28 protein-coding genes are annotated in these 25,537 nt (G+C 61.2%); 7 read left to right on the forward strand and 21 right to left on the reverse strand.

Annotation, left to right across the window (positions count from 1 at the left end):
- Position 1: 1 nt before the first annotated feature.
- Positions 2 to 1,180 carry a low temperature requirement protein A gene (locus tag HMPREF9697_RS00740; RefSeq protein WP_002715226.1) on the forward strand — a complete coding sequence of 393 codons (1,179 nt, stop codon included), beginning with the start codon at positions 2 to 4 and terminating at the stop codon, positions 1,178 to 1,180.
- Here the strand turns inward: HMPREF9697_RS00740 and egtD are convergent.
- Positions 1,177 to 2,151: an L-histidine N(alpha)-methyltransferase gene (egtD, locus tag HMPREF9697_RS00745; RefSeq protein WP_002715227.1), complete on the reverse strand. Its 975-nt coding sequence runs from the start codon at positions 2,149 to 2,151 to the stop codon at positions 1,177 to 1,179. The two genes, HMPREF9697_RS00740 and egtD, sit on opposite strands and share 4 nt — an antisense overlap.
- A gap of 41 nt (positions 2,152 to 2,192) precedes the next feature.
- Positions 2,193 to 3,440 carry an ergothioneine biosynthesis protein EgtB gene (gene egtB / locus HMPREF9697_RS00750; RefSeq protein WP_002715228.1) on the reverse strand — a complete coding sequence of 416 codons (1,248 nt, stop codon included), beginning with the start codon at positions 3,438 to 3,440 and terminating at the stop codon, positions 2,193 to 2,195.
- 264 nt (positions 3,441 to 3,704) lie between these two features.
- Here egtB and grxD point away from each other — a divergent pair, with 264 nt between their 5' ends.
- Positions 3,705 to 4,040, forward strand: coding sequence for a Grx4 family monothiol glutaredoxin (grxD, locus tag HMPREF9697_RS00755; RefSeq protein ID WP_002715229.1), 336 nt, complete (start codon positions 3,705 to 3,707; stop codon positions 4,038 to 4,040).
- 93 nt (positions 4,041 to 4,133) lie between these two features.
- Here the strand turns inward: grxD and rpsD are convergent, their stop codons facing one another.
- The 3 genes from rpsD to murI all read right to left on the reverse strand — a co-directional run bounded on the left by rpsD (position 4,134) and on the right by murI (position 6,272).
- Positions 4,134 to 4,751 (reverse strand): 30S ribosomal protein S4, encoded by a 618-nt coding sequence (gene rpsD, locus HMPREF9697_RS00760; RefSeq protein ID WP_002715230.1) that lies wholly within the window; start codon positions 4,749 to 4,751, stop codon positions 4,134 to 4,136.
- A gap of 226 nt (positions 4,752 to 4,977) precedes the next feature.
- A complete protein-coding gene (locus HMPREF9697_RS00765; RefSeq protein WP_002715231.1) occupies positions 4,978 to 5,397 on the reverse strand; it encodes a cupin domain-containing protein in 420 nt (139 codons plus the stop codon).
- A 77-nt stretch (positions 5,398 to 5,474) separates the two neighbouring features.
- The gene (gene murI, locus HMPREF9697_RS00770; protein ID WP_002715232.1) at positions 5,475 to 6,272 is read right to left on the reverse strand and encodes a glutamate racemase; all 798 of its coding nucleotides are present in this window, start codon (positions 6,270 to 6,272) and stop codon (positions 5,475 to 5,477) included.
- Positions 6,273 to 6,464: 192 nt separating this feature from the next.
- Between murI and HMPREF9697_RS00775 the strand changes: the two genes are divergently transcribed.
- Positions 6,465 to 7,016 (forward strand): cytochrome b, encoded by a 552-nt coding sequence (locus HMPREF9697_RS00775; protein WP_002715233.1) that lies wholly within the window; start codon positions 6,465 to 6,467, stop codon positions 7,014 to 7,016.
- Between the two features lie 11 nt (positions 7,017 to 7,027).
- Here the strand turns inward: HMPREF9697_RS00775 and HMPREF9697_RS00780 are convergent, their stop codons facing one another.
- Together HMPREF9697_RS00780 and purB are read right to left on the reverse strand one after the other, a co-directional pair.
- Entirely contained in the window at positions 7,028 to 7,585 is a 558-nt protein-coding gene (locus tag HMPREF9697_RS00780) for an RBBP9/YdeN family alpha/beta hydrolase (protein WP_002715234.1), read from the reverse strand.
- Between the two features lie 9 nt (positions 7,586 to 7,594).
- Positions 7,595 to 8,902: an adenylosuccinate lyase gene (purB, locus tag HMPREF9697_RS00785; RefSeq protein ID WP_002715235.1), complete on the reverse strand. Its 1,308-nt coding sequence runs from the start codon at positions 8,900 to 8,902 to the stop codon at positions 7,595 to 7,597.
- Between the two features lie 238 nt (positions 8,903 to 9,140).
- Between purB and HMPREF9697_RS00790 the strand changes: the two genes are divergently transcribed.
- On the forward strand, positions 9,141 to 11,084 hold the full coding sequence (locus HMPREF9697_RS00790) for an alpha/beta hydrolase domain-containing protein (RefSeq protein ID WP_002715236.1): 1,944 nt from the start codon (positions 9,141 to 9,143) through the stop codon (positions 11,082 to 11,084).
- 41 nt (positions 11,085 to 11,125) lie between these two features.
- Here the strand turns inward: HMPREF9697_RS00790 and rpe are convergent, their stop codons facing one another.
- Complete coding sequence (gene rpe / locus HMPREF9697_RS00795) at positions 11,126 to 11,827, reverse strand: ribulose-phosphate 3-epimerase (RefSeq protein WP_040308058.1); 702 nt, start codon at positions 11,825 to 11,827, stop codon at positions 11,126 to 11,128.
- A 249-nt stretch (positions 11,828 to 12,076) separates the two neighbouring features.
- On the opposite strand from rpe, the gene HMPREF9697_RS00800 reads away from it, so the two are divergent.
- On the forward strand, positions 12,077 to 12,826 hold the full coding sequence (locus HMPREF9697_RS00800; RefSeq protein ID WP_040308059.1) for an EF-hand domain-containing protein: 750 nt from the start codon (positions 12,077 to 12,079) through the stop codon (positions 12,824 to 12,826).
- Between the two features lie 157 nt (positions 12,827 to 12,983).
- Positions 12,984 to 14,153, forward strand: coding sequence for an outer membrane beta-barrel protein (locus HMPREF9697_RS00805; RefSeq protein ID WP_002715239.1), 1,170 nt, complete (start codon positions 12,984 to 12,986; stop codon positions 14,151 to 14,153).
- Between the two features lie 46 nt (positions 14,154 to 14,199).
- On the opposite strand, the gene HMPREF9697_RS00810 is transcribed toward HMPREF9697_RS00805, so the two are convergent.
- The 8 genes from HMPREF9697_RS00810 to HMPREF9697_RS00845 all read right to left on the reverse strand — a co-directional run bounded on the left by HMPREF9697_RS00810 (position 14,200) and on the right by HMPREF9697_RS00845 (position 20,147).
- The gene (locus HMPREF9697_RS00810) at positions 14,200 to 14,457 is read right to left on the reverse strand and encodes a hypothetical protein (protein WP_002715240.1); all 258 of its coding nucleotides are present in this window, start codon (positions 14,455 to 14,457) and stop codon (positions 14,200 to 14,202) included.
- Positions 14,458 to 14,638: 181 nt separating this feature from the next.
- Complete coding sequence (locus HMPREF9697_RS00815) at positions 14,639 to 14,857, reverse strand: KTSC domain-containing protein (RefSeq protein ID WP_002715241.1); 219 nt, start codon at positions 14,855 to 14,857, stop codon at positions 14,639 to 14,641.
- 121 nt (positions 14,858 to 14,978) lie between these two features.
- Complete coding sequence (locus tag HMPREF9697_RS00820; RefSeq protein WP_002715242.1) at positions 14,979 to 15,929, reverse strand: multicopper oxidase domain-containing protein; 951 nt, start codon at positions 15,927 to 15,929, stop codon at positions 14,979 to 14,981.
- A gap of 50 nt (positions 15,930 to 15,979) precedes the next feature.
- Positions 15,980 to 16,381, reverse strand: coding sequence for a c-type cytochrome (locus tag HMPREF9697_RS00825; protein ID WP_002715243.1), 402 nt, complete (start codon positions 16,379 to 16,381; stop codon positions 15,980 to 15,982).
- Positions 16,378 to 17,058 (reverse strand): c-type cytochrome, encoded by a 681-nt coding sequence (locus HMPREF9697_RS00830; protein ID WP_002715244.1) that lies wholly within the window; start codon positions 17,056 to 17,058, stop codon positions 16,378 to 16,380. The genes HMPREF9697_RS00825 and HMPREF9697_RS00830 overlap by 4 nt, the downstream gene beginning before the upstream one ends.
- Before the next feature lie 20 nt (positions 17,059 to 17,078).
- The gene (locus tag HMPREF9697_RS00835; protein ID WP_002715245.1) at positions 17,079 to 18,134 is read right to left on the reverse strand and encodes a multicopper oxidase domain-containing protein; all 1,056 of its coding nucleotides are present in this window, start codon (positions 18,132 to 18,134) and stop codon (positions 17,079 to 17,081) included.
- A gap of 244 nt (positions 18,135 to 18,378) precedes the next feature.
- Positions 18,379 to 19,014, reverse strand: a complete 636-nt coding sequence (locus HMPREF9697_RS00840; RefSeq protein ID WP_002715246.1) for a tetratricopeptide repeat protein — start codon at positions 19,012 to 19,014, stop codon at positions 18,379 to 18,381.
- Between the two features lie 131 nt (positions 19,015 to 19,145).
- Positions 19,146 to 20,147 (reverse strand): P1 family peptidase, encoded by a 1,002-nt coding sequence (locus HMPREF9697_RS00845; protein ID WP_002715247.1) that lies wholly within the window; start codon positions 20,145 to 20,147, stop codon positions 19,146 to 19,148.
- Positions 20,148 to 20,282: 135 nt separating this feature from the next.
- Here HMPREF9697_RS00845 and HMPREF9697_RS00850 point away from each other — a divergent pair, with 135 nt between their 5' ends.
- Complete coding sequence (locus HMPREF9697_RS00850; RefSeq protein WP_002715248.1) at positions 20,283 to 21,017, forward strand: cytochrome c biogenesis CcdA family protein; 735 nt, start codon at positions 20,283 to 20,285, stop codon at positions 21,015 to 21,017.
- Positions 21,018 to 21,052: 35 nt separating this feature from the next.
- Here the strand turns inward: HMPREF9697_RS00850 and HMPREF9697_RS00855 are convergent, their stop codons facing one another.
- From HMPREF9697_RS00855 to livM, 5 genes are all read right to left on the reverse strand, one after another.
- Positions 21,053 to 22,165, reverse strand: coding sequence for a branched-chain amino acid ABC transporter substrate-binding protein (locus HMPREF9697_RS00855; protein ID WP_002715249.1), 1,113 nt, complete (start codon positions 22,163 to 22,165; stop codon positions 21,053 to 21,055).
- Between the two features lie 108 nt (positions 22,166 to 22,273).
- Complete coding sequence (locus tag HMPREF9697_RS00860) at positions 22,274 to 22,645, reverse strand: DUF6867 family protein (protein ID WP_002715250.1); 372 nt, start codon at positions 22,643 to 22,645, stop codon at positions 22,274 to 22,276.
- Positions 22,645 to 23,376: an ABC transporter ATP-binding protein gene (locus HMPREF9697_RS00865; RefSeq protein WP_002715251.1), complete on the reverse strand. Its 732-nt coding sequence runs from the start codon at positions 23,374 to 23,376 to the stop codon at positions 22,645 to 22,647. The genes HMPREF9697_RS00860 and HMPREF9697_RS00865 overlap by 1 nt, the downstream gene beginning before the upstream one ends.
- A complete protein-coding gene (locus tag HMPREF9697_RS00870) occupies positions 23,373 to 24,209 on the reverse strand; it encodes an ABC transporter ATP-binding protein (protein ID WP_002715252.1) in 837 nt (278 codons plus the stop codon). Before HMPREF9697_RS00870 ends, HMPREF9697_RS00865 begins: the two co-directional genes overlap by 4 nt.
- Positions 24,206 to 25,534 (reverse strand): high-affinity branched-chain amino acid ABC transporter permease LivM, encoded by a 1,329-nt coding sequence (livM, locus tag HMPREF9697_RS00875; RefSeq protein ID WP_002715253.1) that lies wholly within the window; start codon positions 25,532 to 25,534, stop codon positions 24,206 to 24,208. The genes HMPREF9697_RS00870 and livM overlap by 4 nt, the downstream gene beginning before the upstream one ends.
- Positions 25,535 to 25,537: the final 3 nt, after the last annotated feature.

The raw sequence follows: 25,537 nt of genomic DNA on the forward strand, positions 1-25,537 counted from the left end.
AATGAGCGCGGCGCGGTCCTTTCTGCGGGAGAAAAACCCGCACGGCCATCACCGCGTCACCTATGTCGAATTGTTCTTCGATCTCGTTTTCGTGTTCGCGATCACCCAGATCTCGCACACGCTGCTCACGCATTTCACACCGCTCGGCATATTGCAGGTTCTGATCCTGTTCTTCGCCGTATGGTGGGTGTGGATCTACACGTCCTGGATCACCAACTGGCTCGATCCCGAACGCACGCCGACGCGGCTGATGCTGTTCGGAATGATGATAGCAGGCCTGCTGCTGTCGACTTCCATTCCCAAAGCGTTCGACAGCCGTGGCCTTGCGTTCGCGCTGGCCTTCGTCGTTATGCAGGTCGGACGGACGGTGTATTCCGCGCTTGCCGTGCCCGCGTCGGAAACGGCGATGCGGATGAACCTCTGGCGCATCGCGGCGTGGCTTACCTGCAGCGGCGTGTTCTGGATCGCGGGTGGCCTCGCCGAGGGCATGATGCGGCCCACGCTGTGGAGCATTGCGCTGGCGATCGAATATGCAGGCCCTGCGATGCGATTTCGCACACCGGGGCTCGGCGCCTCATCCTTTCAGGATTGGGATGTCGAAGGTGGGCACATGGCGGAGCGGTGCGCGTCCTTCATCATCATCGCGCTTGGTGAATCCATTGTGGTGACGGGTGCGACCTTCTCCGAGATTCCATGGTCGACGGTGACGATCGCATCCTTCATCGTCAGCCTGATCGGCAGTATCGCGATGTGGTGGGTCTATTTCCATATCGGCGTGGAAGCGGGCGCCAAGCAGATCACCCATTCCGAGGAAAGCGGCCGGTTCGCGCGCATCGCCTACACCTATCTGCATCTGCCGATCGTGCTCGGCATTGTGGTGTCGGCGGTGGGAGACGAGGTGCTGCTCGCTCATCCGCAAGGGCACATGGACACGAAGGCGATGCTGAGCATCATCGGCGGCCCGTTGCTGTTTCTGCTCGGTACCGTGCTGTTCAAACACGTCATTCGCGGCATTTATCAATTGTCGCATCTGGTCGGGATGGCGCTGCTGCTCGTCCTGTTTCCGATTGCGCCGTCTCTGACGCCGCTTACTCTGGCGGCGCTGGTTGCTGGCGTCCTCGTCATCGTGGGAGCGTGGGAGGCTGCTTCGCTCGGTGGTGCGGATCGCGCGGAGGCTTAAGCCAAGTCCGCGCGCAACGCATGGACCGAGAACATATCCCGCGCGTCGGTCCAGACCTTGTCCGGCATCCATCCGGCGCGGCGGGCCAAGTCCTGAAAACGCGCAACGCTGTATTTGTAGCTCGACTCGGTGTGGATGCTTTCGCCTGCGCGGAATGCGATGTCATGCCCGAGCAGGTGGACGGTCTGCGCATCTTGGCTCACGAGATGCATCTCGATCCGATGCGAGGTGCGGTTATAGACCGCGCGATGGGCAAACCGGGAAATGTTGAAATCGCCGGCGAGCTCGCCGTTGATCCGGGACAGGATGTTCTTGTTGAACCGGCTCGTCACCCCGGCATCGTCGTCATAGGCTGCCTGCAGGACGCGGTCATCTTTCTCCAGATCAACGCCAACGATGAGGATGGCATCGGGGCCGAGAATGCTCCGGGCTGTCCGCAGAAATGCGCAGGCCTCCTCGGGTTCGAAATTGCCGATGGTCGAACCTGGAAAAAAACCGGCTTTCGGCAGCGGCGCGATCTCGTTGGACAATGAAAAGGGCCGCGTGAAATCGGCGGCGACAGGATGGACGGCAAGGTGCGGGAAGTCGCGTCGCAAGGCATCGGCCTGCCGCGCAAGGAATGCGCCGGAAATATCGACCGGCACATAGGCGCCGATCCGGTCGTGGGCGAGAAGCAGTCGCGCTTTCGTCGTTGCACCAGCGCCGAATTCGACCAGCGCTGCGTTTTCCGGAATCGTCGCGGCGATTTCGCGGCCACGTTCCCGCAAAATGCCAAGCTCGGTGCGCGTCGGATAATACTCCGGCAGCCGCGTGATCTCCTCGAACAGATCGGAGCCGGTTTCATCATAGAAATATTTCGGCGAGAGCTTCTTGGGTTGCTGATTCAGCCCCAAAATAGCATCCCGCGCGAACACCGGATCGATGTGGGTGGGTTCACAGCGCTCGGCTCGCGCGGATACATGAATACTCATGCGTCACTCCGTTGCATATTCTGAATGTGAGGCGCGTTGGTTCAGATGGCGTAATCCGCAAGCCGCAGCCCGGTGAACTGCCAGCGATGATGCGGATAGAAGAAGTTGCGATAACTCACGCGCGCATGTCCCTCCGGTGTCGCCACGGAGGATCCGCGCAGCACGTACTGGTTCACCATGAACTTGCCGTTGTATTCGCCGAGCGCGCCCGGAATGGCGCGATAGCCGGGATAGGGCGCGTAGGATGAACGGCTCCACTGCCAGACGATGCCATAGGCGTCATCGAGTTGGCCTGCGCGAGCCGCGACTTCCCATTCCATCTCCGTCGGCAGGTGCTTGCCACACCAGCGTGCGAAGGCGTCTGCTTCGTAATAGCTGACATGGCACACTGGCGTGTCGAGATCGACCGGCTTGAGGCCGGCGAGCGTCATGATGTGCCATTGGCCGTCGATCTTGCGCCAATGGCCCGGCGCTTCCCATGCCTCGCGCTCGACGGTTGCAAATCCGTCCATCAGCCACAGCGTCGCGGTGCGATAGCCGCCGTCGTTGATGAAAGCGAGCCATTCGCGGTTGGTGACGAGTTGACGTGCGATTTTCACCGGGCCGACCAGAACGCGGTGCGGCGGCTTTTCATTGTCGAAATGGAAGCTATCGCCCTGATGGCCGATAGTGTGAATGCCTTCGTTGAGCGTGAACCATGCATCGCCATCTGTGTGAGTGGCTGGAAACGACCAGCTCTCGTCATAAGCAGGCGGAATTGGGTTCTGCGCGAAGGCGTGGAGAATGTCGGTATGCATCAGTTCCTGATGCTGCTGCTCGTGATTGAAACCGACCTCCATCAGTGGCGCGATTTCACGCAGCTTGTCCTCGCCGGCGCTGGCAAGAAACGCCAGCATCTGCGTGTCGACATATTGCCGATAGGCGGTGACGGCCTCGACGCCCGGGCGAGTCAGATGACCGCGCTGTGCGCGAGCGTGACGCGGACCTGCGCTGACGTAATAGGAGTTGAACAGAAAAGCATAATCGGGGTGGAAGACCTTGTAGCCCGGCACGTGCTGACCGAGCACGAATTGCTCGAAGAACCATGTGGTGTGAGCGCGATGCCATTTCGCGGGGCTTGCATCCGGCATCGACTGGACGAGTTGATCTTCGGCGGACAACGGTGCCGCGCGACGCTCGGTCTCGTCGCGAATCGCGCGATAAGCGTCTGACAGCGCGCGGGAGAGGGATGTTTTAGAGAATGCCGACGTAACGGACTGGCCGGAGGCCACGAAAGCTCGATTTGTCACGAAAATCTCCGGTTTGGGAGAAAACAGTGTTCCGGCGGTTAGGTTCCTAGGTAAGGCTCTTCTACGCTCAGGCTATGGCATTGTTTCTGTGCCGAGCGCACATCGGCGTGATTTGGCGTGAAATGTCCAAATTGAGGCCGCAAAATCCGGCTTTCGGGCCTGATTTCATTGGATGGACGTTCGATTCTCGCTACATATATGAGTGAGGCGGCAGCCTGCCGGTGATCGGGACATCGGAGGCCAGACCCGCCAAGGGATAAGACGATGAGCATCGAGCAATTTATCGAGAGTGAAGTGAAGTCCAACGACGTCGTGCTGTTCATGAAGGGCACGCCGCAGTTTCCGCAGTGCGGGTTTTCGGGCCAGGTGGTCCAGATTCTCGATCACGTCGGGGTGCCCTACAAGGGGCTGAACGTTCTGGACTCGGCCGATCTGCGCAACGGCATCAAGGACTATTCGAACTGGCCGACCATCCCCCAGCTTTACGTGAAGGGCGAGTTCGTCGGCGGTTGCGACATCGTGCGCGAGATGTTCCAGAGCGGCGAATTGCAGAAGATGTTTTCCGACAAGGGCGTCTCGGTACGCCAGGCAGCGGGCTAGTTTCTGCTCTCACCGATGTTGCGCCGGCGATCGGCGCAAAGAAAAAGGCCGCCCGATGAGGCGGCCTTTTGATTTTGAACGCTCGCGCAGGAATTAGCGCGAATAGAATTCGATGATGAGGTGCGGCTCCATCTGAACCGGGAAGGGGACTTCCGACAGGTTCGGAACGCGCGTGAATTTCGCGGTCTGCTTGCCGTGATCGACTTCGATGAAGTCAGGCACGTCGCGCTCGGCGAGCTGGTTGGCTTCGAGCACCGTGGCGAGCTGCTTGGAGGAATCCTTCACCTCGATCACGTCGCCGACCTTGACCTTGTAGCTCGAGATGTTGACGCGCTTGCCGTTCACCTTGATGTGGCCGTGGTTGATGAACTGGCGCGCGGCGAACATCGTCGGCACGAACTTGGAGCGATAGACGACCGCATCGAGACGGCGCTCGAGCAGGCCGATCAGGTTCTCGCCCGAGTCGCCCTTGAGACGGGTCGCTTCGACGTAAACGGCGTAGAACTGACGCTCGGAAATGTTGGCGTAATAGCCCTTGAGCTTCTGCTTGGCGCGGAGCTGCGTGCCGAAGTCGGAGAGCTTGCCCTTGCGGCGCTGGCCGTGCTGGCCGGGGCCGTATTCGCGCTTGTTGACGGGGCTCTTCGGGCGGCCCCAGATGTTCTGGCCCATACGGCGATCAATTTTATACTTCGCCTCACTGCGCTTAGTCATCGCGTCCTCTTTCGTAAGTTTGAGTTTTGAGGAAACGCGCCCTCCTGTGTAACCGGGAAATCCCGGATACCGACAGGTCGTCCTCGTAAGCATTACGGGGAAAACCACGGGTCGCGAAACACAACGCGGGCCGAAACGGCCCGCGAGCAGGGGTGTTCTTAAGGAGAAAGCGCCGCCAAGTCAAACGTTTGGGGCTGTTTTGGCGCCGAAAATCCCGCCCCGATTTTTACTTCAGGGGGGCGGGGGAGGCGATTGGCTTGCCTTTCTCGACAACGTAAATCCCTAGCAATTTTAATGGTTTGCCGGGAGCAACCTTGACGTCATGGGGCACATTGGGAGGTACCTGGATCACAACGCCGGGCTTCAGCGCCTGATCTGGCTTGCCCTCGACAATGAGCGTGCCTTCGCCCTCCAGGACATAGCTGAGATCAAAACCCGGGTGGGTATGGCGGCCCGCGCTCACGGTTCCCGCGGGAATCTCCGCGATCGCCTCGACGACATGATAGCCCGCAGGGAAATCAACATCCTGCAGCGGCGTGCGTTTGATGGCCGACGCAGCCGGTGCCGGAGTCATGGCTGTCTGCGCATGGGCCACGCTCACGCCAGCCAGCGCGATCGAAAAACAAAGTATCGTGCTCTTCAACATGGGGCTCTCCCTGGTGCTGTCCTCTCCCGGGACAGGCATGCGAAGGCTAACAGCGCGATGCAGGGAAGCAAAAGAAATTAGGCGTGATCCAGCGCCTGTGCGCCGAAGAACGGCCGCAGCGCCATCGCAAAAGCGGGCGAAGGAGAGTTGCCCGACGTGAATAAAAATTTCGCGGGCGATGGAATATTCTCGGTTGCCGAATGCCCGAGCAGGTTTTCCACGCGCCGGGCGATGGCAGGGGCGGGATCGATCCAGTCCACCGGCCAGGGCGCGATCCGCCGGATCTGTTCCAGCAACAACGGATAATGGGTGCAGGCCAGCACCACGGTATCCGTACGCGGATCGCCATCGACGAAGCAGGGCGCGATCTCGGCGAGAACCGCGCCGTCGCTCACGGCCTCGCCGCGCAGGGCGGTCTCCGCCAGTGCGGCGAGATTGCCCGCGCCGACCAGCGTTACCTCGCAGCCCTGCGCGAAATCGGCGATCAGCTTTTTGGTGTATTCGCGCTTCACGGTGCCGCGCGTGCCGAGCACGGACACCCGCTTCGTCCTTGATGAGGCGCAGGCAGGCTTGATCGCGGGTACGGTGCCGACGAAGGGAACGGAATAGGCCTTACGCAAATGATCCATCACCAGCGTCGAGGCGGTGTTGCAAGCGATGACGACGAGATCGGGCTGATGGCGTGCGATCAGTGTGCCTATCAGCGGCACCACACGGGCGACGATCTCGTCCTCGGTGTGATGGCCGTAGGGGAAGAATGCGTCGTCGGCGACATAGGTGTAGGCGGCGTCGGGGCGGGCCATGACGATTTCGCGCAGCACCGTCAGGCCGCCGAGGCCGGAATCGAATACGAGGATTGTGGGCGGCTTCGACACGAAAAGAGCTTAGCTGGTCGTTGGTTATGAATGAGTTGCGGACGCTGCTGGCGTGAGGCGGCGCAGCCCAACGCTATACTCCAATTTAGAGTAATTCCAATACTTAGAGTAATTCCAATCAGTTGTCCGGCGGCTCACTTGTCCGCGCCCACCTTCTATGGCTTCTCGTCGGGTTCACGGGCGGCGGATGAGATGCTGAACAACACGACACGATCCTGGGGCACGGTAGCGCGCGCGTTTCACTGGGTGCTTGGCATCGCCATCATTGGCATGATCGCCTATGGCTGGTGGATGAACCACTTTCCGGCGCGGGCGGATCGCTTCTTCCACCGTTCGATCCACGCCGATATCGGCTATCTCGTGCTGCTGTTCACGGCACTGCGGCTGATCTGGAAAGTGACGAACCCTATGCCTGTGCTGCCCGCCAGCACGCGCGCCTGGGAGCGGGGGCTCGCGCACCTCAACCAGTGGTCGCTCTACGTCCTGACATTTGTGGTTGCCATGCTCGGCTGGGCTCATTCAGGCGCGCACAAGCCGGACTATGCGGATTTCTTCGGGCTATTCCGGGTGCCGCAGTTCACGGTCGAGAACAAGCAGAACGCGCGCGATTTCGAGAACTGGCACATCTATGCGGCCTATGTGCTGCTGGCGCTGATCGTGTTGCATGTCCTCGCCGCGCTCTATCATCGCTTCATCAAGCGTGACGGCGTGCTGGAGCGGATGGTCGACGGCCGGGCGAGCTAAGTCCTGCGCCTTTAAATCCGGTTGAGCAGCCGCCCGAGCAGCACCAGCCCCTGCGGCCACAACCCGAGGCGCGATGTGCCGTTGATGTGACCCAGTTCTCCGGCGTCATGGAAAGCCGAATCCCAGCCTGAGGCAAACGTGCGGGCGCGCTCCAGCGTCACGAACGGATCGTTGCTGCTCGCAACCGTGATGGAGGGGACAGGCAGTGGCTTGCGCGGCAGCGGCGCGAAGTTCCGGACGGCATCCGGCGTGTGCTCGACTGACTCCACATCGGACGGCGCCACCAGTAATGCGCCTTTGACGCGTCCCGGTTCGTGCATGGTGAGCCAGTGCACGGCGAGCGCGACGCCGAGGCTGTGGGCGATCAGGACAACGGGTCGCTTGCCCTGCGCGACGGCCTGATCGAGCCGCGCCAGCCAGTCGGCCAGTTGCGGCGTGTCCCAATCGTCCTGCAGGACCCGTGAGGCATTCGGAAACGCCATCGACCAGTGCGACTGCCAGTGATCGACCCCGGAGTTGGTCAGGCCGGGGAGGATCAGGAAATCGAAGGCCTCGCAGGACGGGATCATGGCGATCGTTCAGGATTTCCCGAACACTCGGTCAAAGATCGTGTCGACGTGCTTAAAGTGATAGGCGAGATCAAATTGCTCTTCGATCTCCTTGTCGGACAAGAGCTTTTTAACGTCCTCATCCTTTTTCAGAAGCGACTGGAAGTCGCCTTCGCCACGCCAGACAGGCATCGCGTTGCGCTGCACGAGGCGGTAGGCGTCCTCGCGCGAGGCACCCTTCTGCGTCAGTGCCAGCAGCAGCCGTTGCGAGTGGACCAGGCCGCCGAGGCGGTCGAGGTTCTTCTGCATGTTCTCGGGATAGACGAGAAGCTTCTCGATCACGCCGGCAAGCCGGTTGAGCGCGAAGTCGAGCGTCACGGTGGCGTCGGGGCCCATCATCCGCTCGGCGGAGGAGTGCGAGATGTCGCGCTCGTGCCAGAGCACGACGTTCTCCAGCGCGGGGGTGACATAAGCGCGGACCATGCGTGACAGGCCGGTGAGATTTTCGGTCAGCACCGGGTTACGCTTGTGCGGCATCGCCGAGGAGCCCTTCTGCCCCTGCGAGAAGAACTCTTCGGCTTCCAGCACTTCGGTGCGCTGCATGTGCCGGATTTCAACCGCGAGGCGTTCCATCGATGCCGCGACGACGCCAAGCGTCGCGAAGAACATGGCGTGACGGTCGCGCGGGATCACCTGCGTCGAGATCGGTTCGACGGTCAGCCCCATTGCCTTGGCGACATGTTCTTCCACCCGCGGATCGATCTGCGCAAAGGTGCCGACGGCGCCCGAGATGGCGCAGGTCGCGATTTCCTTCCGCGCGGCGACGAGGCGGGCGCGGGCACGGTCAAATTCGGCGTAGGCGTAAGCGAGCTTGAGGCCGAAAGTCACCGGCTCGGCATGGATGCCGTGCGAGCGGCCGATGACCGGCGTGAGCTTGTGCTCGAATGCGCGTGCTTTAAGAGCCGCGAGCACGCGGTCGATATCGGCGATCAGAAGATCGGCGGCGCGCGCGAGTTGCACGTTCAGGCAGGTGTCGAGCACGTCCGACGAGGTCATGCCCTGATGCACGAACCGTGCTTCGGGGCCGACAATCTCGGCAAGGTGCGTGAGGAAGGCGATGACGTCGTGCTTGGTCTCGCGCTCGATCTCGTCGATGCGCTCGACATTGAAGGTTACGCCCTTGGCTTTTTCCCAGACCTTCTTCGCCGCGTCCTTCGGAATCGTGCCGATCTCGGCCAGCGCGTCGGCGGCATGGGCCTCGATCTCGAACCAGATCTGGAAACGCGTCTGAGGCTCCCAGATGGAGGTCATTTCGGGGCGGGAATAGCGAGGAATCATGGGCTGCCTTCCTGGGGAAAAGGCCATCTTATTGGGACATCGGCGGCCTGTTGTCTATGCATATGCCCGCCCATTCCACATTTCGAAACCCAAGGCTGCGCGGGCAATTTCATGATGCGGCACAGCGACATAACCAAACTTTGACTTCTCCGGTATGGCTTTGCCTCCCCAGCCGGAATGTTGGCGTTACGATGCATTCAATCCGGCGCCAAAGTCCGGATGAATTGGGGAAGATTTCATGAAACGCCTGTTTGCTGCGGCCAGCGCGCTGGCCGTCACCATGACCGCCACGCCGTCCAATGCCAAAGTCATCAAATTCGAAATCCTGAAAACTGAATCGCCGGCTTTCGGCGGGCGCACGTTCGGCAGTGTCGGAACCTATGATCGGGTGTTCGCGCGGGCGACGATCGCGCTGGCGCCGTCCGATCCGCATAACGGCATCATCGCGGACATCGAGCATGCGCCGCGCGATGCACAGGGCCTCGTCCAGGCGACGACGGACGTACAGATGCTCCGGCCGACCAATGCGGCCCACGGCAATCGCCGGCTGTTCTATGAAGTGCTCAACCGCGGTAGCAAGCTCGGGCTCGCGCTGTTCGACGACACGCCGAAAGTCATCAATGATCCCGAGACGGCGGAAGATGCCGGAAACGGCTTTCTGATGCGAAAGGGTTACACGGTCGTGTGGAGCGGCTGGCAGGGCGATCTCACTCCAGGTGAGGGGCGGATGACGTTTTCGCCGCCGGTCGTTTCCGGGATCACGGGTCTCGCGTGCGAGGAATACATCTTCGATCACGAGAACAATCCGGCGACCGCCAAGCTGAGCTATCCCGCCGCCGATCTTGATGTCGCGCATGCCAAGCTCTCCGTGCGCGAAGCGGAGGCCGATCAGCGCGCGACGCCTGTCGATCTGTCGTTCACGTTCACCGACGATACGCATATCTCAATCAAGCGCCCGGCGGGCTTCGATGCAGGCGCGATCTACGAACTGATCTATCAGGCTAAAAATCCCAAGGTGATGGGAATGGGCTTTGCCGCGACGCGCGACATTGTTTCTTTCCTGCGTTACGAGAAGGCGGATGCCGCAGGTGGCGCCAATCCACTTGCCGGGCAGGTCGACAAGGCGATCGGCTTCGGTCTCTCGCAGAGCGGCCGCTTCCTGCACGACTATCTCTATCTCGGCTTCAACGGTGATGAAGCCGGGCGGATGGTGTTCGACGGCGTGATGCCGCACATTTCCGGGGGCAAGAAGACCTTCACGAATTATCGCTTCAGCCAGCCGGGCCGCTCGCCTTACGAGCACGCCGACATGCTGTATCCCGGCTCGGAGTTTCCCTTCACTTACACGACCACGACCGATGTTCTTACCGGCAGGACCGACGGCATCCTCAAACGCTGCGAGGAACAGAAGAATTGTCCGAAGATTCTGAAATCGGACAGCGAGATCGAGTTTTATCAGCAGCGTGCGGCGCTGGTCTCGACCGGCACCGACGGCAAGCCGGTGGAGATTCCGGACAATGTCCGGGTCTACTTCCTCTCGAACCTGCAACACTACGCGCTGGCGCACGCAAAGTCGGCGATGGTGAAGCAATGCAAATATCCGTCAAACCCGCTGAATGCCGGGCCGTCGGTCCGCGCGTTGCTGGTGGCGCTCGATGCCTGGATCACGGACGGCACCGCGCCGCCGCCGAGCCGCTATCCGAGCGTTGCCGATGGCACGCTGGTAGCACCGGATGCGAAGGATGTTGGCTTTCCGGCCAATCCCGCATTTCCTTATACCGAGCGGCTGGCACGGCCGACCCTGATCGATTTCAGCGAAATGCCGCCGGCGAAGATCAAGCCGTATCCCATCTTCGTGCCCAAGACCGATGCCGATGGCCGCGCCATCGCGGGCGTGCATCTGCCGACATTGGAAGCACCCATCGCCACGCACACTGGGTGGAACATCCGCAAGGCAGGTTTTTCGGAAGGTGAGCTTTGCGACAACAACGGATCGATGATCCCGTTTGCGGCGACGAAGGAGGAGCGGCTGAAGACCGGTGATCCGCGTCTGTCGCTCGCCGAACGTTATCCGCATCCGGGCGATCGCGCTGCCGCAGTCGAGAAGGCCGCGAAGCAGCTTGTTCAGGACCGGCTGTTACTCAAGGAAGACGTCAAGACATTCACCGACGCGGTGAATTGATCGGAGAAAGAAAAGGCCGCCTTCGAGGCGGCCTTTTTGTTTCAGATTGCTTCGCCGCGCGCATTCGCGGCCGCGTTACGGATCGCCGAAATGTTCGTCTTGTAGTGGTCGAACGTGCCGCCTTTGAAGACTGCCGATCCGGCGACGAAAGCGTTCGCGCCCGCGGCGGTGATCTGTGCTGCGTTGTCCGCCGTGACGCCGCCATCGACCATGATGTCGATCGGGCGGCCCGCGCACATCGCGCGGATCGTCGTGATCTTTTCCAGCACGGCCGGAATGAAGGACTGACCGCCGAAGCCGGGATTGACCGACATCACCAGCACGATGTCGATGAGGTCGAGCACATACTCGATAACGTTCGCAGGCGTCGCCGGATTGAGCGCGACACCGGCCTTCTTGCCGAGTGCCCGGACCGCCTGCACCGAGCGGTGAAGGTGGGGTCCGGCTTCCGCATGCACCGTGATGTGGTCGCAGCCTGCCTTCGCGAACGCCTCGAGATAGGGGTCGCAGGGCGCGATCATCAGATGTGCGTCGAAGATCTTCTTGGTGTGCGGACGCATCGCCTTGATGATGTCCGGCCCGTAGGAAATGTTCGGCACGAAATGGCCGTCCATCACGTCCATGTGGAGCCAGTCGGCACCCGCCATATCGACGGCGCGGACCTCTTCGCCCAGACGGGCGTAGTCGGAGGCGAGAACCGATGGCGCGATAATCAGCGGACGGTGTGCGGATGGCAGGGACATGGCACCAAGCTTGAGCGTTGAAAATGAACTGATCCGTGTCGGATGGCGTTCGCTATCACGCCTCAGGCCCCGGCGCAAAACCTGAAGCCGGCTCAGCACGGCATTTTCTGCCGCTCGGCGGCAGCTTTTGCCGGACGAGGCGAGGGCGCTTCTCTCAAAAAATATCGATTTTCCGGGCATTTCTCATCCGGCACGACAATTGCTGGAACTTCTGCAGGGCCGCGCATGCGCGGCGGAGGGAGTATGGCCATGTATCTGGCTTTGGCAGGTGCCGCATCGACAGCGCTCGATCTGTTGTCGTCGCTGACGTCGTCGAAATCGTCGTCGACGCAGCCGACGACTGGGGTATCCCAGGGCTCGAAGCCGTTCGTCATTTCGTCCAGCACGTCGGCGTCAGTGACGACCTCGTCTCCCGCGACATGGGGGCAGAGCGGGGCGCTTTCGCCCGATACGTGGAATGCGCTGCTCGCGGCGCAATCGCCGTCGGCGACCGCCAACTCTGCTACCTCGCCGTCGAACGCGATGAAAGATTTGTTCTCGCAGCTCGACGTCAATGGCGACGGCTCGATTTCGAAATCGGAATTCGAACAGCAGCTCGGTGCCGGCGGCACCAATGTCGCGGCGGCGGACAACGTGTTCGCCAAGCTCGACACGGACGGCGACGGCTCCGTCAGCATCAATGAACTGACCAGCGCGCTGCAGGCCCGAAAGAGTGGCGGCAGCCATCATGCGCATGGCGGCCACGGTGGAGGCGGCGGCGGTCTGGCTGACGCCTTGTCGCAATCGATCGACGGCGCCACAACCACCACCACGACCAATTCTGACGGTTCGACCACCACCACGCTGACCTATGCCGACGGCTCGAAGGTTACCTCGACCAGTGCGGCATCCAGTGCCGGTTCGTCCAGCGCCGCGTCATCCTATAATCTGATCGAAAAACTGATCCAGTCACAGTCTCAGGCGGTCTCCAACGCTTCGACCTCGTCTGTCAAAGTCTAGCGCGTAGAAAACGCGCCTAGCTCACTACCCCGTACGCACACACACGCGGTACCAGTGCGCCCGATGCTTACGTAGCAATACGTGACATCGGGCGATTTTCATATGTCGCTAACGATGCCGTCGCGTAATCGCCGTGAGGTTTGCGTGGCGGAGTGGCATGTTGCGGACGGCGTTGCTGTGCGGAAGTATGATAATGGCCGCGTTCCATCCTGCGTGGGCGGAGGATGAGTTCGTCGCTTCTTTGCGGCTGCGCGGCGGCTACGATTCCAATCCGCAGTTTTCGAACGGCAGCGGCATCGGCGGCTCCGCCTTCATCGGCACCGATGCGTCGATGGCGGCCGCTCACAAGGACGGCGATGCGAGCCTTGGGATCGCGGCGGAAGCGAGCCAGATTCAATACGCCAACCCGCAGGCGACACCGGCCCTGAACGGCAAGGTCATCATTCGCGGCATGCTGGGCAGCGACGATCTGAATGTCAGCTCGGTCACGACGATCTCCGACATCAGTACCTATAACCTGCGTTCGTCCGACCTAATCCAGTCGGTCAAGGGCGAAGCGAAAATTGGTTCATTCAAATTATTCGCGACGGCGGAGGGAGCGCGCTCGAGCCTCAATCAGACCAACGCGATCTTTCAGGATTTTTTGCCCGAGGCGCAGCAGTATCTGCGCGGCACGCTTATTCCCGGCGTCGCCTATGCCTGTGGAAAATTCGAGGTCGGGGCGTCGGTCAACCTGTCGATGCGGCGCTATGCGCAGGAGTTCGATGTGTTCGGTTATCGCCGTGACAATGAACGAATCCAGCCGTTCGTGTTCGCGAAATATGCCGACAAGGATTTCAGCGTCACAGGGTCGCTGTCGCAATTGCGCGGCACCTGGCACGATCCTGATTTCAGCAACGTGAAGGCGTTGCTTTACGAGGGGCATCTTCACTGGCGCCACGATGCCTGGACGCTCGATCTGACGGCGTGGAAACGCGCCAACGAGACCACCTTTCCAATTTCGCCGATCACGATCGATGCGGCCTATACCGGCAAGCTGTCATGGGCCGCGACGCCGCAACTGACGCTGAGTGCGGCGGCGGGTTACACCACGACGCGTTATCTCGAATCGCCGTTCGATGCGCAGACCGCGACGGTCGCGTTCGGCGGCTCCTACGATCTTGGTAACGACTATGCGCTGGGGCTGGATCTCACCTACGCACACGGCGTTCTGATTTCCGGCGACAAGGCGAGCGCCTTGATCCTGTCGTCATCGATCACGAAGAAATTTTCGCCGTTTGCAAAAGCGGCGGTGGAAAAAGATAAGAATCCCAACCGGAAAATATGAGTGCGGATGGGAAACTTCCCCATCCGCGTTGTTGCAGGTGCGGAGCTTAGTAGCCGCAGCCGCAGCCGCCACCATGGCCGCCGCCGAGGATTCCGCCGCGACCAAGCACGGCGCCAAGGATTCCGCCCTTGCCGGTGGTGACCGCCGTGTTGACGACGAGGGCGCTGCGGCCGCTGAGCAGGCCGAGCACGCCGCCTTTTCCGGTCAGCACGTTCGCGCCGATGCCGATGCCACCGCCCTTCGCAAAGCTCGGCGATGCAGCGAGAACGGTCGCGGTGGCGGCGAGGATCAGGATTTTCTTCATGGCGTTTGCTCCACTGTTGGACATGCACGGCATGTGCATGCGCCTCACCGTGGAGACGCAGGAGAGACGCGCCAATCGAAACAGAAAGCTAACCTTAAATCCTACGCGAAGGCGCGTAGATCGTTCAGCTTCGGCGTCACGACGCTACCACCTCCCGTTGAGGTATCGGGAACCGAGTTTGTTAACTCGCCTGACGATGGGGCGCGAGGATTTCGCGATAGCCGTACTGATCGCGGATTTCCCGATTGAAAAATCCGCCGCGAGATTCGGCGTGGCTGAAGGCCGAGAACTTCTCCGGTGGTACGTCGAAATAAACATACTGGCGGCCGGACACGAACGTGACCCACAATTCGCGATCGATCGGATCGTACATGATACGGCGGATGGCGGTCGAAGGCATGGGCGCTCTCCTCTCGGAGAGATAACGCGCCCGCTGCTGCGAAGTTCAAAGTATGCCGGTCAAAAAAGCCCGGCGGGAAGGTCGGATTCCCGCCGGGCTGTAGATCCTTCAAGGGACGCGATTACAGCCTTGGAAGGATCTTGTCGCCATGACCCATCGATGGGTCGGCCTTATTGCTGAACATGATCACCGCGATGGAACCGGAGAGGGCAGCACGCATCGAGTGGTTCACGAGAGCATAAGCGCCTTCCTTCGGCGAAATGACATCGAAGGTCGCTGCGTCGCCAGGGGCGACGGTGTAGTTCTGCATGCCCGTCAGCACGTTCTTCGGGTTGCCCGACGGATAGACGCGGTCCCAGATGCCCGCGATCGGGTGGAAGCCGGAAAATTCGTTCGGGCCGGCGTTGATGAGATAGATACGCACGCGTTCACCCGGCTTGGCTTCGAGCGTCTGCGTGGCGTTGACGTCATGTACGGGATCGTACTGGAAGGGGACGGCGTTGAAGGCGTCGTGCTGCCAGTTGTTGGCCATCATGCCTTTGACGTCTTCGGGATTGTCGAAGGTCTGGTGCTCAACCAGGATGTATTCACGATCCGCCTTTGGCATCGCGTCCGGGTCCTTCGGATCGATGATGATGGCGCCGATCATTCCGCGCGCGATGTGCTGGATCATCGGGTCGGCGCCGCAGTGATAGAAGAATGCGCCGGGATTGTCGGCGGTGAAGGTGAAGGTTTTGGTTTCGCCGGGCTTGATCGGAGCGAACGCGGTCAGCACGTCAGCGCGCGCGGCGTGGAAGTCGATGGAGTGCGAGTTCTTGTTGGCGGGGTCGTTCGTCAGCGTGAACTCGATGGTATCGCCTTCGGTGGCGCGCACGACAGGCCCGGGAATCTGGCCGTCATAAGTCCAGCCGATGGCCTTGTGACCTTCATTGTCGATCGGCACCATCGTTTCCTTGGCCGTGAGATTGACCTTGACGGTCTTGGCCTCGGCATCGCTGGAGATGGCGCTCATGCATGTTGCCATCGCCACCACACCGCCTGCCATCAGCGCGGCCCGCAAAGTTCTGTTCATCATATGCTCCCTTTTGTGAAACTGATTTCGTGAAGTCGTTGCGTGCAAGGTCACTTACCGCAATGGCAAACCGTTCTGAGGTACTTCACCATCTCGGTGATCTGCTTGTCGGAGAGAACCGCGCCCCAGGTCGGCATCAGCACCGACTTGTTGACCGCGAGGCCGCCTTCCTTGATCGCCTTGAACAGTTCGTCGTCAGGCGTGTCGCCCATGCCCTTGCTGTCGGTGTGGTCGCGCGGGCGCACGGACAGGCCAGGTAAATTGACGCCGGTGCCATTGCGCTTCAGCCCATGACACTGCGCGCAATAGATGTTGTAGACCTGCTCGATCGGCGGATCGGCGCGGCCGATGTCCGGCGTAAGAAGCAGAGCTGCGGCCGCAAGCGCGGAGGCGAGCACGAGACTTTTCCACGAGGAGAGGGCAGGAGACGGGTATTTCACGAGCGCATTCATTTGCTGTCTCCCCGGCCTTGTATCGACAGGTACGCGGTGATCCGCTGGATATCCTGATCCTTCAGCGCGAGCATCGGCATCCAGACGTGCGGATCGAAGCGCTGCGGATCGATGGTGTAGGCGGCGATGAAGTCGGGTTGCAGCCGTGCACCGGCGTTGGTGAGTTCAGGCCCCGAGAAACCGCCTTGCCCGTTTTCGCCCTGATGGCAGGTGACGCAGCCGCGCAGTTTGGTGAAGGCGAGAGCACCCATGCGCGCGCCGCCGGTGTCGCCCTTGAAAGTGCCTGCGGCCACGAGGTCGGGCGCTTTCAACGCCATCAACGCAGCAGCGGCGCTTTCGGCGGCGGCTTTCGTGAGTTTGGGATGCGGGGTGATCTTCGATGGATCCGGCACGTCGTGCTCGGGCCCTTCGATGATCGTCTTGAAATAGGGATACCCCGCTGGGCGGATCGGCTTTGGATCCTGCAGCCAGGCCACCAGCCAGTCGGCGTTGAACTTGCTGCCGGCGTACCAGAGGTCGGGCCCCTTGCGGGACATGAGCCGCTCGAGCGACGTGTCAGTCGGCTTGGTGAGGGCGTGGCACGAGGCACAACTGGCGTCGAGTTTGTCGGCGGCCTGCGCCCCGCTGAGCAGAGCCGCGGTCAATATCGCGGTTGCCAAAGGCAGTTTGTATTTCATCTTGGCTTCCTCATTCGACGTTACGGCGCCGGCACTCCCTTGAACGCGGAGCTTTCATGCATGCCGAGCGGCTTCTTCAGCGATTCCTCGTAGTAGAAGTCGGGCACGAATTGCTTGTTCTTCCAGCTGTAGAAGGACTGCTCCTTCACCGGAATTTCCTCGTATTCGATGGTGGTCATCATGCCGCCCATCGGCGACTTGCCGTTCACGGTGTGGCGATCGATGTGATCGTGAACCATCCAGATGCCGGGATTGTCGGCGCGCAGGATCAGGTCGTAGCGCTCACCCGGTCCGAACAGGATGGTGTCGGCGAGATAGGGATTGGCGAGCGGCCGTCCGTCCTTGGCGTAGACCTCGAAGTCGTGGCCGTGGATGTGGATGGAGTGCAGCTCGTCGCCGGCGCCAATCAGGCGAATCCGGATGACGTCGCCCTTCTTGATGCGCAGCGGCTGCGTGTCGGGAAATGCCTTGCCGTTGACGGTGAAGAAATCCGGCTCATCGCCAGGGATGCCGCCCTGGCCGGGCTTGTTCGCCCACTGGGAGACCCAGCTGGAGAACATCATGACGTAGTCTTTGGTGACTTCCTTCTCGACGGCAGGCGGATCGATAGGATCGACGATCAGCGGCCCCCACATGCCGCGCATCGCGACATGCTCGTTCACGTTGACGTGGCAGTGGTACCACATCGTGCCGGATGGCTCGGCCTTGAAGCGATAGGTGAAAGTCTCGCCCGGCGGAATGGCGGGCTGCGTAGTGTCTGGCACGCCGTCGTTCTTCCAGCTTCCGCGCTGAAACATGCCGTGCCAATGGATCGTGTGTGGCAGCGTGGTCTGATTTTCGACGTCGATGACGAGATCATCGCCTTCCTTGACGTGAATCAGTGGCCCCGGCGTCTGGCCGTTGAACGAGAAGGTGTGGAAGGTTTGCTTATCCACCAGCGTGAGAATGGTGTCCTCGATCGTCATCGAGAAATGCCGGGTTTCCGCGATGGCGGGGGACATGAACATCGTCAGCCCCGAAGCGATCATTGCAGAGAGAAGGGTAGCGATAGGCAAGCGTCGTCCGCAGGCAGTCATGGCGAGCCTTTAAGATATATTTATAATAGATGTTTTATGGCGAGAGTGACAGGAAGCGCCCGGCAGGGAGAGGGTCTGCCGGGCGCTCCCTGTCAGGCCCCCGAGGATGTGGAAGGATGTTTCATAATTGATCCCCAAATCGAATTTGATGAAGGCACCCTGTCACTGTTATTGTTTCAAAGCAATATTTAAAATGCATCTTTTAACAACCGGTACGATAAATATTTCGGGTCACGATGTTTCTTTACATTCCTGCAACGCATAGCGCTTCCAGCGCGAGTCGGCTGACGCCGACCTGCTCGGCGGCCTCGGGCATCACCTGCCACAGTCGCGCGTACCAGAGGGGGTCGTTTCCGACGGTGCGCATCAGTCCGACGAGTTTTACAAGTGCGGGCTTGGGCTTGCCGTTCTGCAGCATCCAGTGCGCCATGTAGAAGCGTGCGACCAGATCGTTCGGATTCGACTGCAGCACGCTTTCGAATTCGATGCGCGCGCGGTCGCTGATTTTCCCGCTCGCGGAAAGTGCGAGAGCCTCGCCGAGCGCTGAGCGCAGCGACGTATTGGCTTGGTCATCTGCAACAGCTTGTTCGAGAGCTGGTACGGCGAGAGAGGGCAGGCCGCTGTCGAGCAGAACGCCGCCGAGGATGGTCCATTGCCTGGCTGGGTTCGACAGAAGGAGTTTAGGCAGATCGGGCAGTCCCCCGATGGGCTCCGGCGCAATGGTCGCAGCGCTGTTGAGCGGCGCAGTGATGCGATGTGTCGTGAGCGGAGGCAGGCGAGTCAAAGCGAGCGCCGCGATGGCTCCAATGCCAATGCCTGTCACAGAGACGGTGAGATAAAGTCGCCAGCCGGAGAAAATGCCGCGCAAGGTGAAAGTCATATCCGACTCCCTCGAAAAGGAGCTTGTCTCTTACGGCTTCCGTTTTAAGATGTAAACAAAGTATATGTTATTGAGCTCGCAAAGGGCACGAAGCAAACGTCCGGCAAACTACGATGTTGATGATCTGAATGTCAGTCGCCGTAACGATCTCGCCATGCAGGCAACGCGTCCGCGAAGGGCAGCGCACGCCCCTCATAGACACCGCGGGCAATGGCGCGCGCGACGACGTTGGCCGCTTCCATCCCAAGTTGCGTCAGCCCGTAAAGCGGATCAACCGGCTTGTCGCCGAGCGAGACGGCGAACACGATGTCACCGTCGAGCGGGGCATGGGCAGGATAGATCGCGCGTGCAAAACCGGTCTGGGCAAGCATCGCAAGCCGTCGTGCCTGCGGCTTGGTCAGGGCTGCATCGGTTGCGACGACGACAAGCGTGGTGTTTTCACCGGCGTTGGCACGGTCTGCGCCCTTCAGGCGTGGCGCAAGCATGTCCGGCGTGAAGCTCTGCGGCAGGCCGCGGCCGCCGAATTCGCCATTCTGTTCGAACGGTGCGGACCAGAACCACGGGCCGTCTCCGACAGTGATGCTGCCAACTGCGTTGACCACGGCCAGTGCTGCGACCTTGATGCCGCCGAGCGTGGTCGCGGACGCGGAGCCCAGTCCGCCTTTGAAATTCGCGGTGGTCCCGCCGTAACCGGCGCCGGCGTTGCCGAGCGCGAACATGCCATCCGTCGCGTTCGTCGCTGCGGTGAAGCCGAAATCGCGATAGGGCGCGAAGCGGCCCCATTTCTTGTTGCCGCCATTGAGAAGATCGAACACCACGGCACCCGGCACGATCGGTACGCGCGCGTCACCGATGGCGAAGCCGCGTCCTTGTTCGGCGAGCCATGCTTGGACGCCGCCGCCGGTCTCGAGCCCGAAGGCCGAACCGCCGGAGAGGGCCAGCCCGTCAATCCGCTCCACCGTATTGGCAAGATCGAGCAGCGCGCTGTCGCGTGTGCCGGGCCCGCCGCCGCGAATGTCCAGTGCGGCGACAGCAGGCGTGTCGAACAGGATCGCGGTTGCGCCGGACGCGAGAGTCTCGTCATGCGCGTGGCCGACTTTAATGCCCTCGATATCGGTGAGCAGGTTCTTCATGGTGTGTGATGTCTCCTGGGCTCAGATGAGCGTGTCCATCGCAGGCGGTCAATCGGCTCGCGTTACTAGCAAAGAGGCATTTACACATAAAAGTGAGGCCTTGCGCTCCGACAGGCGATGGAGGCATTTAGGCCCATGATTCAGAACATCTCTATTCCGACAGCCTTGTTCGCAGGCCTTGTCAGTTTCCTCTCGCCCTGTGTGCTGCCTCTGGTGCCGGCCTATCTCGTGTATCTGACGGGCGCGACTGTCGAACACGTTGCGAGCGAGGAAAAGCCTGCGACGTCGCGTCGCGCGGTGTTGCTGTGCGCGCTTCTGTTCGTGCTGGGCTTCTCCACGGTGTTCGTCGGGTTAGGCGCGAGCGCGACCGTGATCGGCGCGGCTCTGCGACGCTGGTCGGCCGAATTGTCGATCGCGGCCGGCGTCGTCATCATCGTGATGGGATTGCACTTCCTGGGGCTGACGCGCATCGGCTTCCTGATGCGCGAAGGACGATTGCCGATCCCCAAGCCGGTCGGGCTATGGGGCGCCTATGTGATGGGGCTTGCCTTCGCGTTCGGCTGGACGCCGTGCATCGGGCCGGTGCTGGCCGCGATCCTGTCGATCGCAGCGTCCGAGAATACCGTTCAGAAGGGTGCGTTGCTGCTTGCGGTGTATTCGGCAGGGCTCGGCATTCCGTTCCTGCTCGCGGCCGTCCTGATTGAGCGTTCGTCGTCGGCGCTCGCGCGGTTGAAGCGTTACCTTCCGACTGTCGAGCGCGTCATGGGCGGGTTGATGGTGCTTGTCGGCATCGCATTCCTTACCGGCGCGGTGTCCAATGTCGGTGTCTGGCTTTTAGAAGCTTTTCCGGCGCTGCAAAGCATCGGCTGAATGAGGCTCTCTCCCGAAGGAGAGAGCCTGCGCATTCAGTTCGGCAGTTCGGCGTAGTTGCCCTTGTCGTCCCACTTATAGACGACGTAACCGGTCTGCTTGATATCGCCCTTGGCATCGAATGACAGCGGACCGATCACCGTATTCCACTCACCGGCCTTGATGGAAGTTGCGACCTTCTGCGGGTCGGTGGTGTTGGCCTTGGCTGCGGCCTGCGACCAGACCTGGAAAGCCGCGTAGGTGTAGAGCGTGTAACCTTCCGGATCGATGTTCTTGGCCTTGAACTTGTCGACGATGGCCTTTGCGTCCGGCCGGTTGCGCGGGTCGGGGCCGAAGGTGAACAGCGTGCCAGCCGCGAGCGGGCCGGTGATGGAAGCGAATTCCTTGTCGTTCATGGCATCGCCCGCCATCATGACGGTCTTCAGACCCTGATCGCGCATCTGGCGCAGGATCAACCCGGCTTCCTGGTGGTAGCCGCCGACATAGACGAGATCGATGTTTTCGCGCTTCAGGCGCGAGACGATGGAATTAAAGTCCTTGTCACCCTTGTTGTAGGACTCGAACATTTTCTCCTGGATGCCGCCTGCGTTGAGCGCTTTCTTTGTCTCATCCGCCAGACCTTTGCCGTAGGTGGTCTTGTCGTTGAGGATCGCGATGTTCTTGCCGGCGTAGTGCTTCAGAAGATATGCCGCCGCAGCGCTGCCCTGCTGGTCGTCACGTCCGCAAACGCGGAACACGTTCCACAATTTACGTTCGGTCAGCAGCGGGTTCGTCGAACCGGGGCTGATCTGGAGGACATTGCCATCGGCGTAAACTTCCGAAGCAGGAATCGATGAGGACGAGCAATAATGTCCTGCGACGAAAACCGAGCCCGCATTGGCGATCTTCTCGGCGATCGAGCGGGCCTGCTTCGGATCGCAGGCATCGTCGCCGACTTGCAGCGCGAGCTTCTTGCCCATCACGCCACCGGATGCGTTGATGTCAGCCACGGCCTGTTCGGCGCCGTTGCGTAGCTGCCGTCCGAAAGCGGATTCACCGCCGGTCATGGGACCGGCGACGGCAACCGGAATGGTTTGTGCCATGGCCTGCGCGGAGAAGCCGAGCAGGGCTGCCGCGCAGGTTACGGCAAGCAAGCGGATAGGGGTCATGCGTGTCATCCCTCGGTGAAATCCAAAGTGTAATGGGACCGTATAGTTGAACGAAATGGCTATTGAGTCACGCCCGGAAAATCGCCGGGTTGCCGTTCACCGGCAATTTTAATGTGACGACGTATGTTGCGGTGCATCTTGTCGCAGCTGCCAGCCTAGCGGGCCGCGGGATTCGTAGAGCCAGTAATATTGCCGCACCATCTGCCGGGCGCGGGTATGCTGGAAGGCAAGGCAGATCACGACAAGCAGAATGCCGGTTTCGGCCAGCCAGGGCATGGGCGATAACAGTGGTTCTTCGAACAGCGCGAAGTGCACGAAGCGCACGGCCATCGCCATCGGGATCGTCGCCAACACCGCGACATGGATGCCGCGCCATGTTCGCGCGATGGCGCGTCCGGCGAGCCATGCGCCGCCGCCTCCGAGAATGAGGGTGAGAATGACCGACTGCCACCAGGCTTCGTTGACGTACAATTGCTGCATCAGTGCCGCCCGCCTTCGAGATAGGCCGTGCGGATTTCCGGCCGCTCCAGCAGCTCGTTCGCCACGCCGGACATAGTGATGAGGCCGTTGACCATAACGTAGCCGCGATGGGCGAGTTTCAGCGCATGGTTTGCGTTCTGCTCGACGAGCAACACGGTGAGACCATCGGTCTGGTTCAGCGCGCGGATGGCGTCGAAGATCTGTCGCGTGATGAGTGGGGCAAGACCGAGCGAAGGCTCGTCCAGCATCAGCAATCGCGGACGGCTCATTAACGCACGGCCGATTGCGAGCATCTGCTGTTCGCCGCCCGACAGTGTGCCGCCGCGTTGTGTCAGGCGTTCCTTGAGACGCGGAAACAGAGTGAGGACGCGCTCGAGATCGGCGGCGTGCTCGCTTTCGCTGGCTTCTGCTGCGTCGGCTCCCATCTGCAGGTTTTCGGCGACGCTCATGCGCGGAAAAATCCGCCGCCCTTCCGGCGATTGAGCAATGCGCAGGCGGGCGAGCTCGTGCGTCGGCGTATGGGTGATATCCTCGCCGTCGAACAGGATTTCGCCCGAGCGCGCGCGGGGGCGGCCGAAGATCGTCATCATCAGGGTGGATTTGCCCGCGCCGTTCGCGCCGATCAGTGCGACGATCTCGCCGCGCTGAACATCGAGGTCGATGCCTTTCAGCGCTTCGATGTTCCCGTAGGCAGCGCGCAGGCCACGGATCGCGAGCAGGGGCGACGTCATGCGTCCTGCTCCATCACTTCGATGGCGGTCTTTTCATCCGCGCCGAGATAGGCGGCGATGACCTTCGGGTCGTCGCGAATCTCGCGCGGCGTGCCCTCGGCGATCTTGACGCCGTAATCCAGTACGACAATGCGGTCGGCAATTTCCATCACCACCGACATGTCGTGTTCGATCAGCAGGATCGACGTGCCATAATCCTTCCGGATCGACAGCAGCAGTTCGCTCAACGCCTCGCCTTCGCGCGCATTCAGTCCAGCGGCGGGTTCATCGAGGCAGAGCAACGCGGGCTCCGCGCACATCGCGCGGGCGATCTCAAGCCTGCGCTGATCGCCATAAGGCAGATTACCCGCCGCATCGTCGGCGCGATCGATAAGACCGATGCGCTCAAGCCAATGACGCGCGCGCTCGACAGCCTGCCGCTCGGCTGCGCGGAAGGACGGCGCGCCAATGAGACCGAGAACGCTCATGCCGGACGCGCGCATCAGGCTGGTGTGTTGCGCGACCATGAGATTTTCGAGTGCGGTCATGCCGGAGAACAGGCGGATGTTCTGGAACGTGCGCGCTACTTTCGCGACTTTGGAGACGCGATAATCCAGAAGCCGCTCGAGCAGGAATTCGCGGCCGTCTTCATGCGTCAGGCGCAGCATGCCGGTGGTCGGCTTGTAGAACCCGGTGATGCAATTGAATACCGTGGTTTTACCCGCACCGTTGGGACCGATCAGCGCGGTGATGTCGCCGCGCTTTGCCTCGAACGACAGGTCGTTGACGGCCACGATGCCACCGAAGCGCATCGACAAATGCTGCACATCGAGGATGGGGCCAGACGCGCTCATCGGCCTTCCTTGACGAGATCGGAGGAGACTCTGGTGCGCGTCGAAAGAAACAAAGACGGCTCGCGATGGGCGATCAGGCCGCGCGGCCGCCAGATCATCAGCAGCACCATCGCGCCGCCAAACGCCAGCATGCGGAATTGCTCGAAGCCGCGGAATAACTCGAACCCGCCGATCAAGGCGAGCGCGGAGAGTACGACGCCGAGCTGGGAGCCCATGCCGCCGAGCACGACGATGGCGAGCACCAGCGCAGATTCCTGGAACGAGAACGATTCAGGGCTGATGAAGCCCTGTCGCGTCGCGAAGAAGGCGCCCGCGAATCCTGCGAACATCGCGCCGGTGGCAAAGGCGGTGAGCTTGGTCGTTGTGGTGTTGATGCCGAGCGAGCGGCAGGCGATCTCGTCTTCGCGCAGGGCTTCCCATGCGCGTCCGATCGGGAGGCGACGCAGGCGGATCGCGACCCAGTTAGTCAGAAGTGCCAGTGCGAGAATGATATAGAACAGCAGCACGAGACGGTGTGTCGGTGAGAACGGAATGCCGAGATGGGCGGCGAGGCCGTTCGGGCCCGGTGTTACCGGAATGCCGAACAATGTGGGGCGCGGAATGCCGGAAATGCCATTGGGGCCGCCGGTGACGTGCTGCCAGTTCAACAGTACCAGACGGATGATCTCGCCGAATGCGAGTGTGACGATGGCGAGATAATCGCCGCGCAGCCGGAGCACCGGGAAGCCGAGCAGCATGCCCCAGAAGGCGGCGAGGATTCCGGCAAGCGGCAGGCAGATCCAGAACGACAGGCCGAAGGTCGTGGACAGGAGTGCATAGGAATAAGCGCCGACCGCGTAGAAGGCGACGTAGCCGAGGTCGAGCAGGCCTGCGAGGCCGACCACGATGTTCAATCCCCAGCCGAGCATCACATAGGTCAGGACCAGAATGCCGAGGTCCAGCATGTAGCGCTGGTTATAGAAAATCACCGGCACGAGGAACGCGAACACCAGCAGCGAGGGCACGACAAGGCGGCCGAGCGTCGACAGCCCGCGTTTCGCGCTTTCCGGCAGAACAGGCGCATGGTGTCTCGCTGCCAGCCACTGCCGGAACAGTTCGGTGAGGATGCTGCCCGCGAAGACGAGGACGACCATGATCGCGAGGTCGCCGAACCGCGTCCAGTAGATCAACTGGCCGGTCGGCCCTGCCTCGGTGCGGATGCCTATCATCAGCGAGAATAGCACCAGCGCGACGAACGCGCTCAGCAGCGACTTCTTCAGGATGAAGGCGGCGCCCGTCTGCGGAGCGCGTTTTGGTTTTGGAGCGGGAGGCGTCGTGTCCGTCACGCC

This window comes from Afipia felis ATCC 53690, from assembly GCF_000314735.2.
Taxonomy (GTDB): Bacteria; Pseudomonadota; Alphaproteobacteria; order Rhizobiales; family Xanthobacteraceae; genus Afipia; species Afipia felis.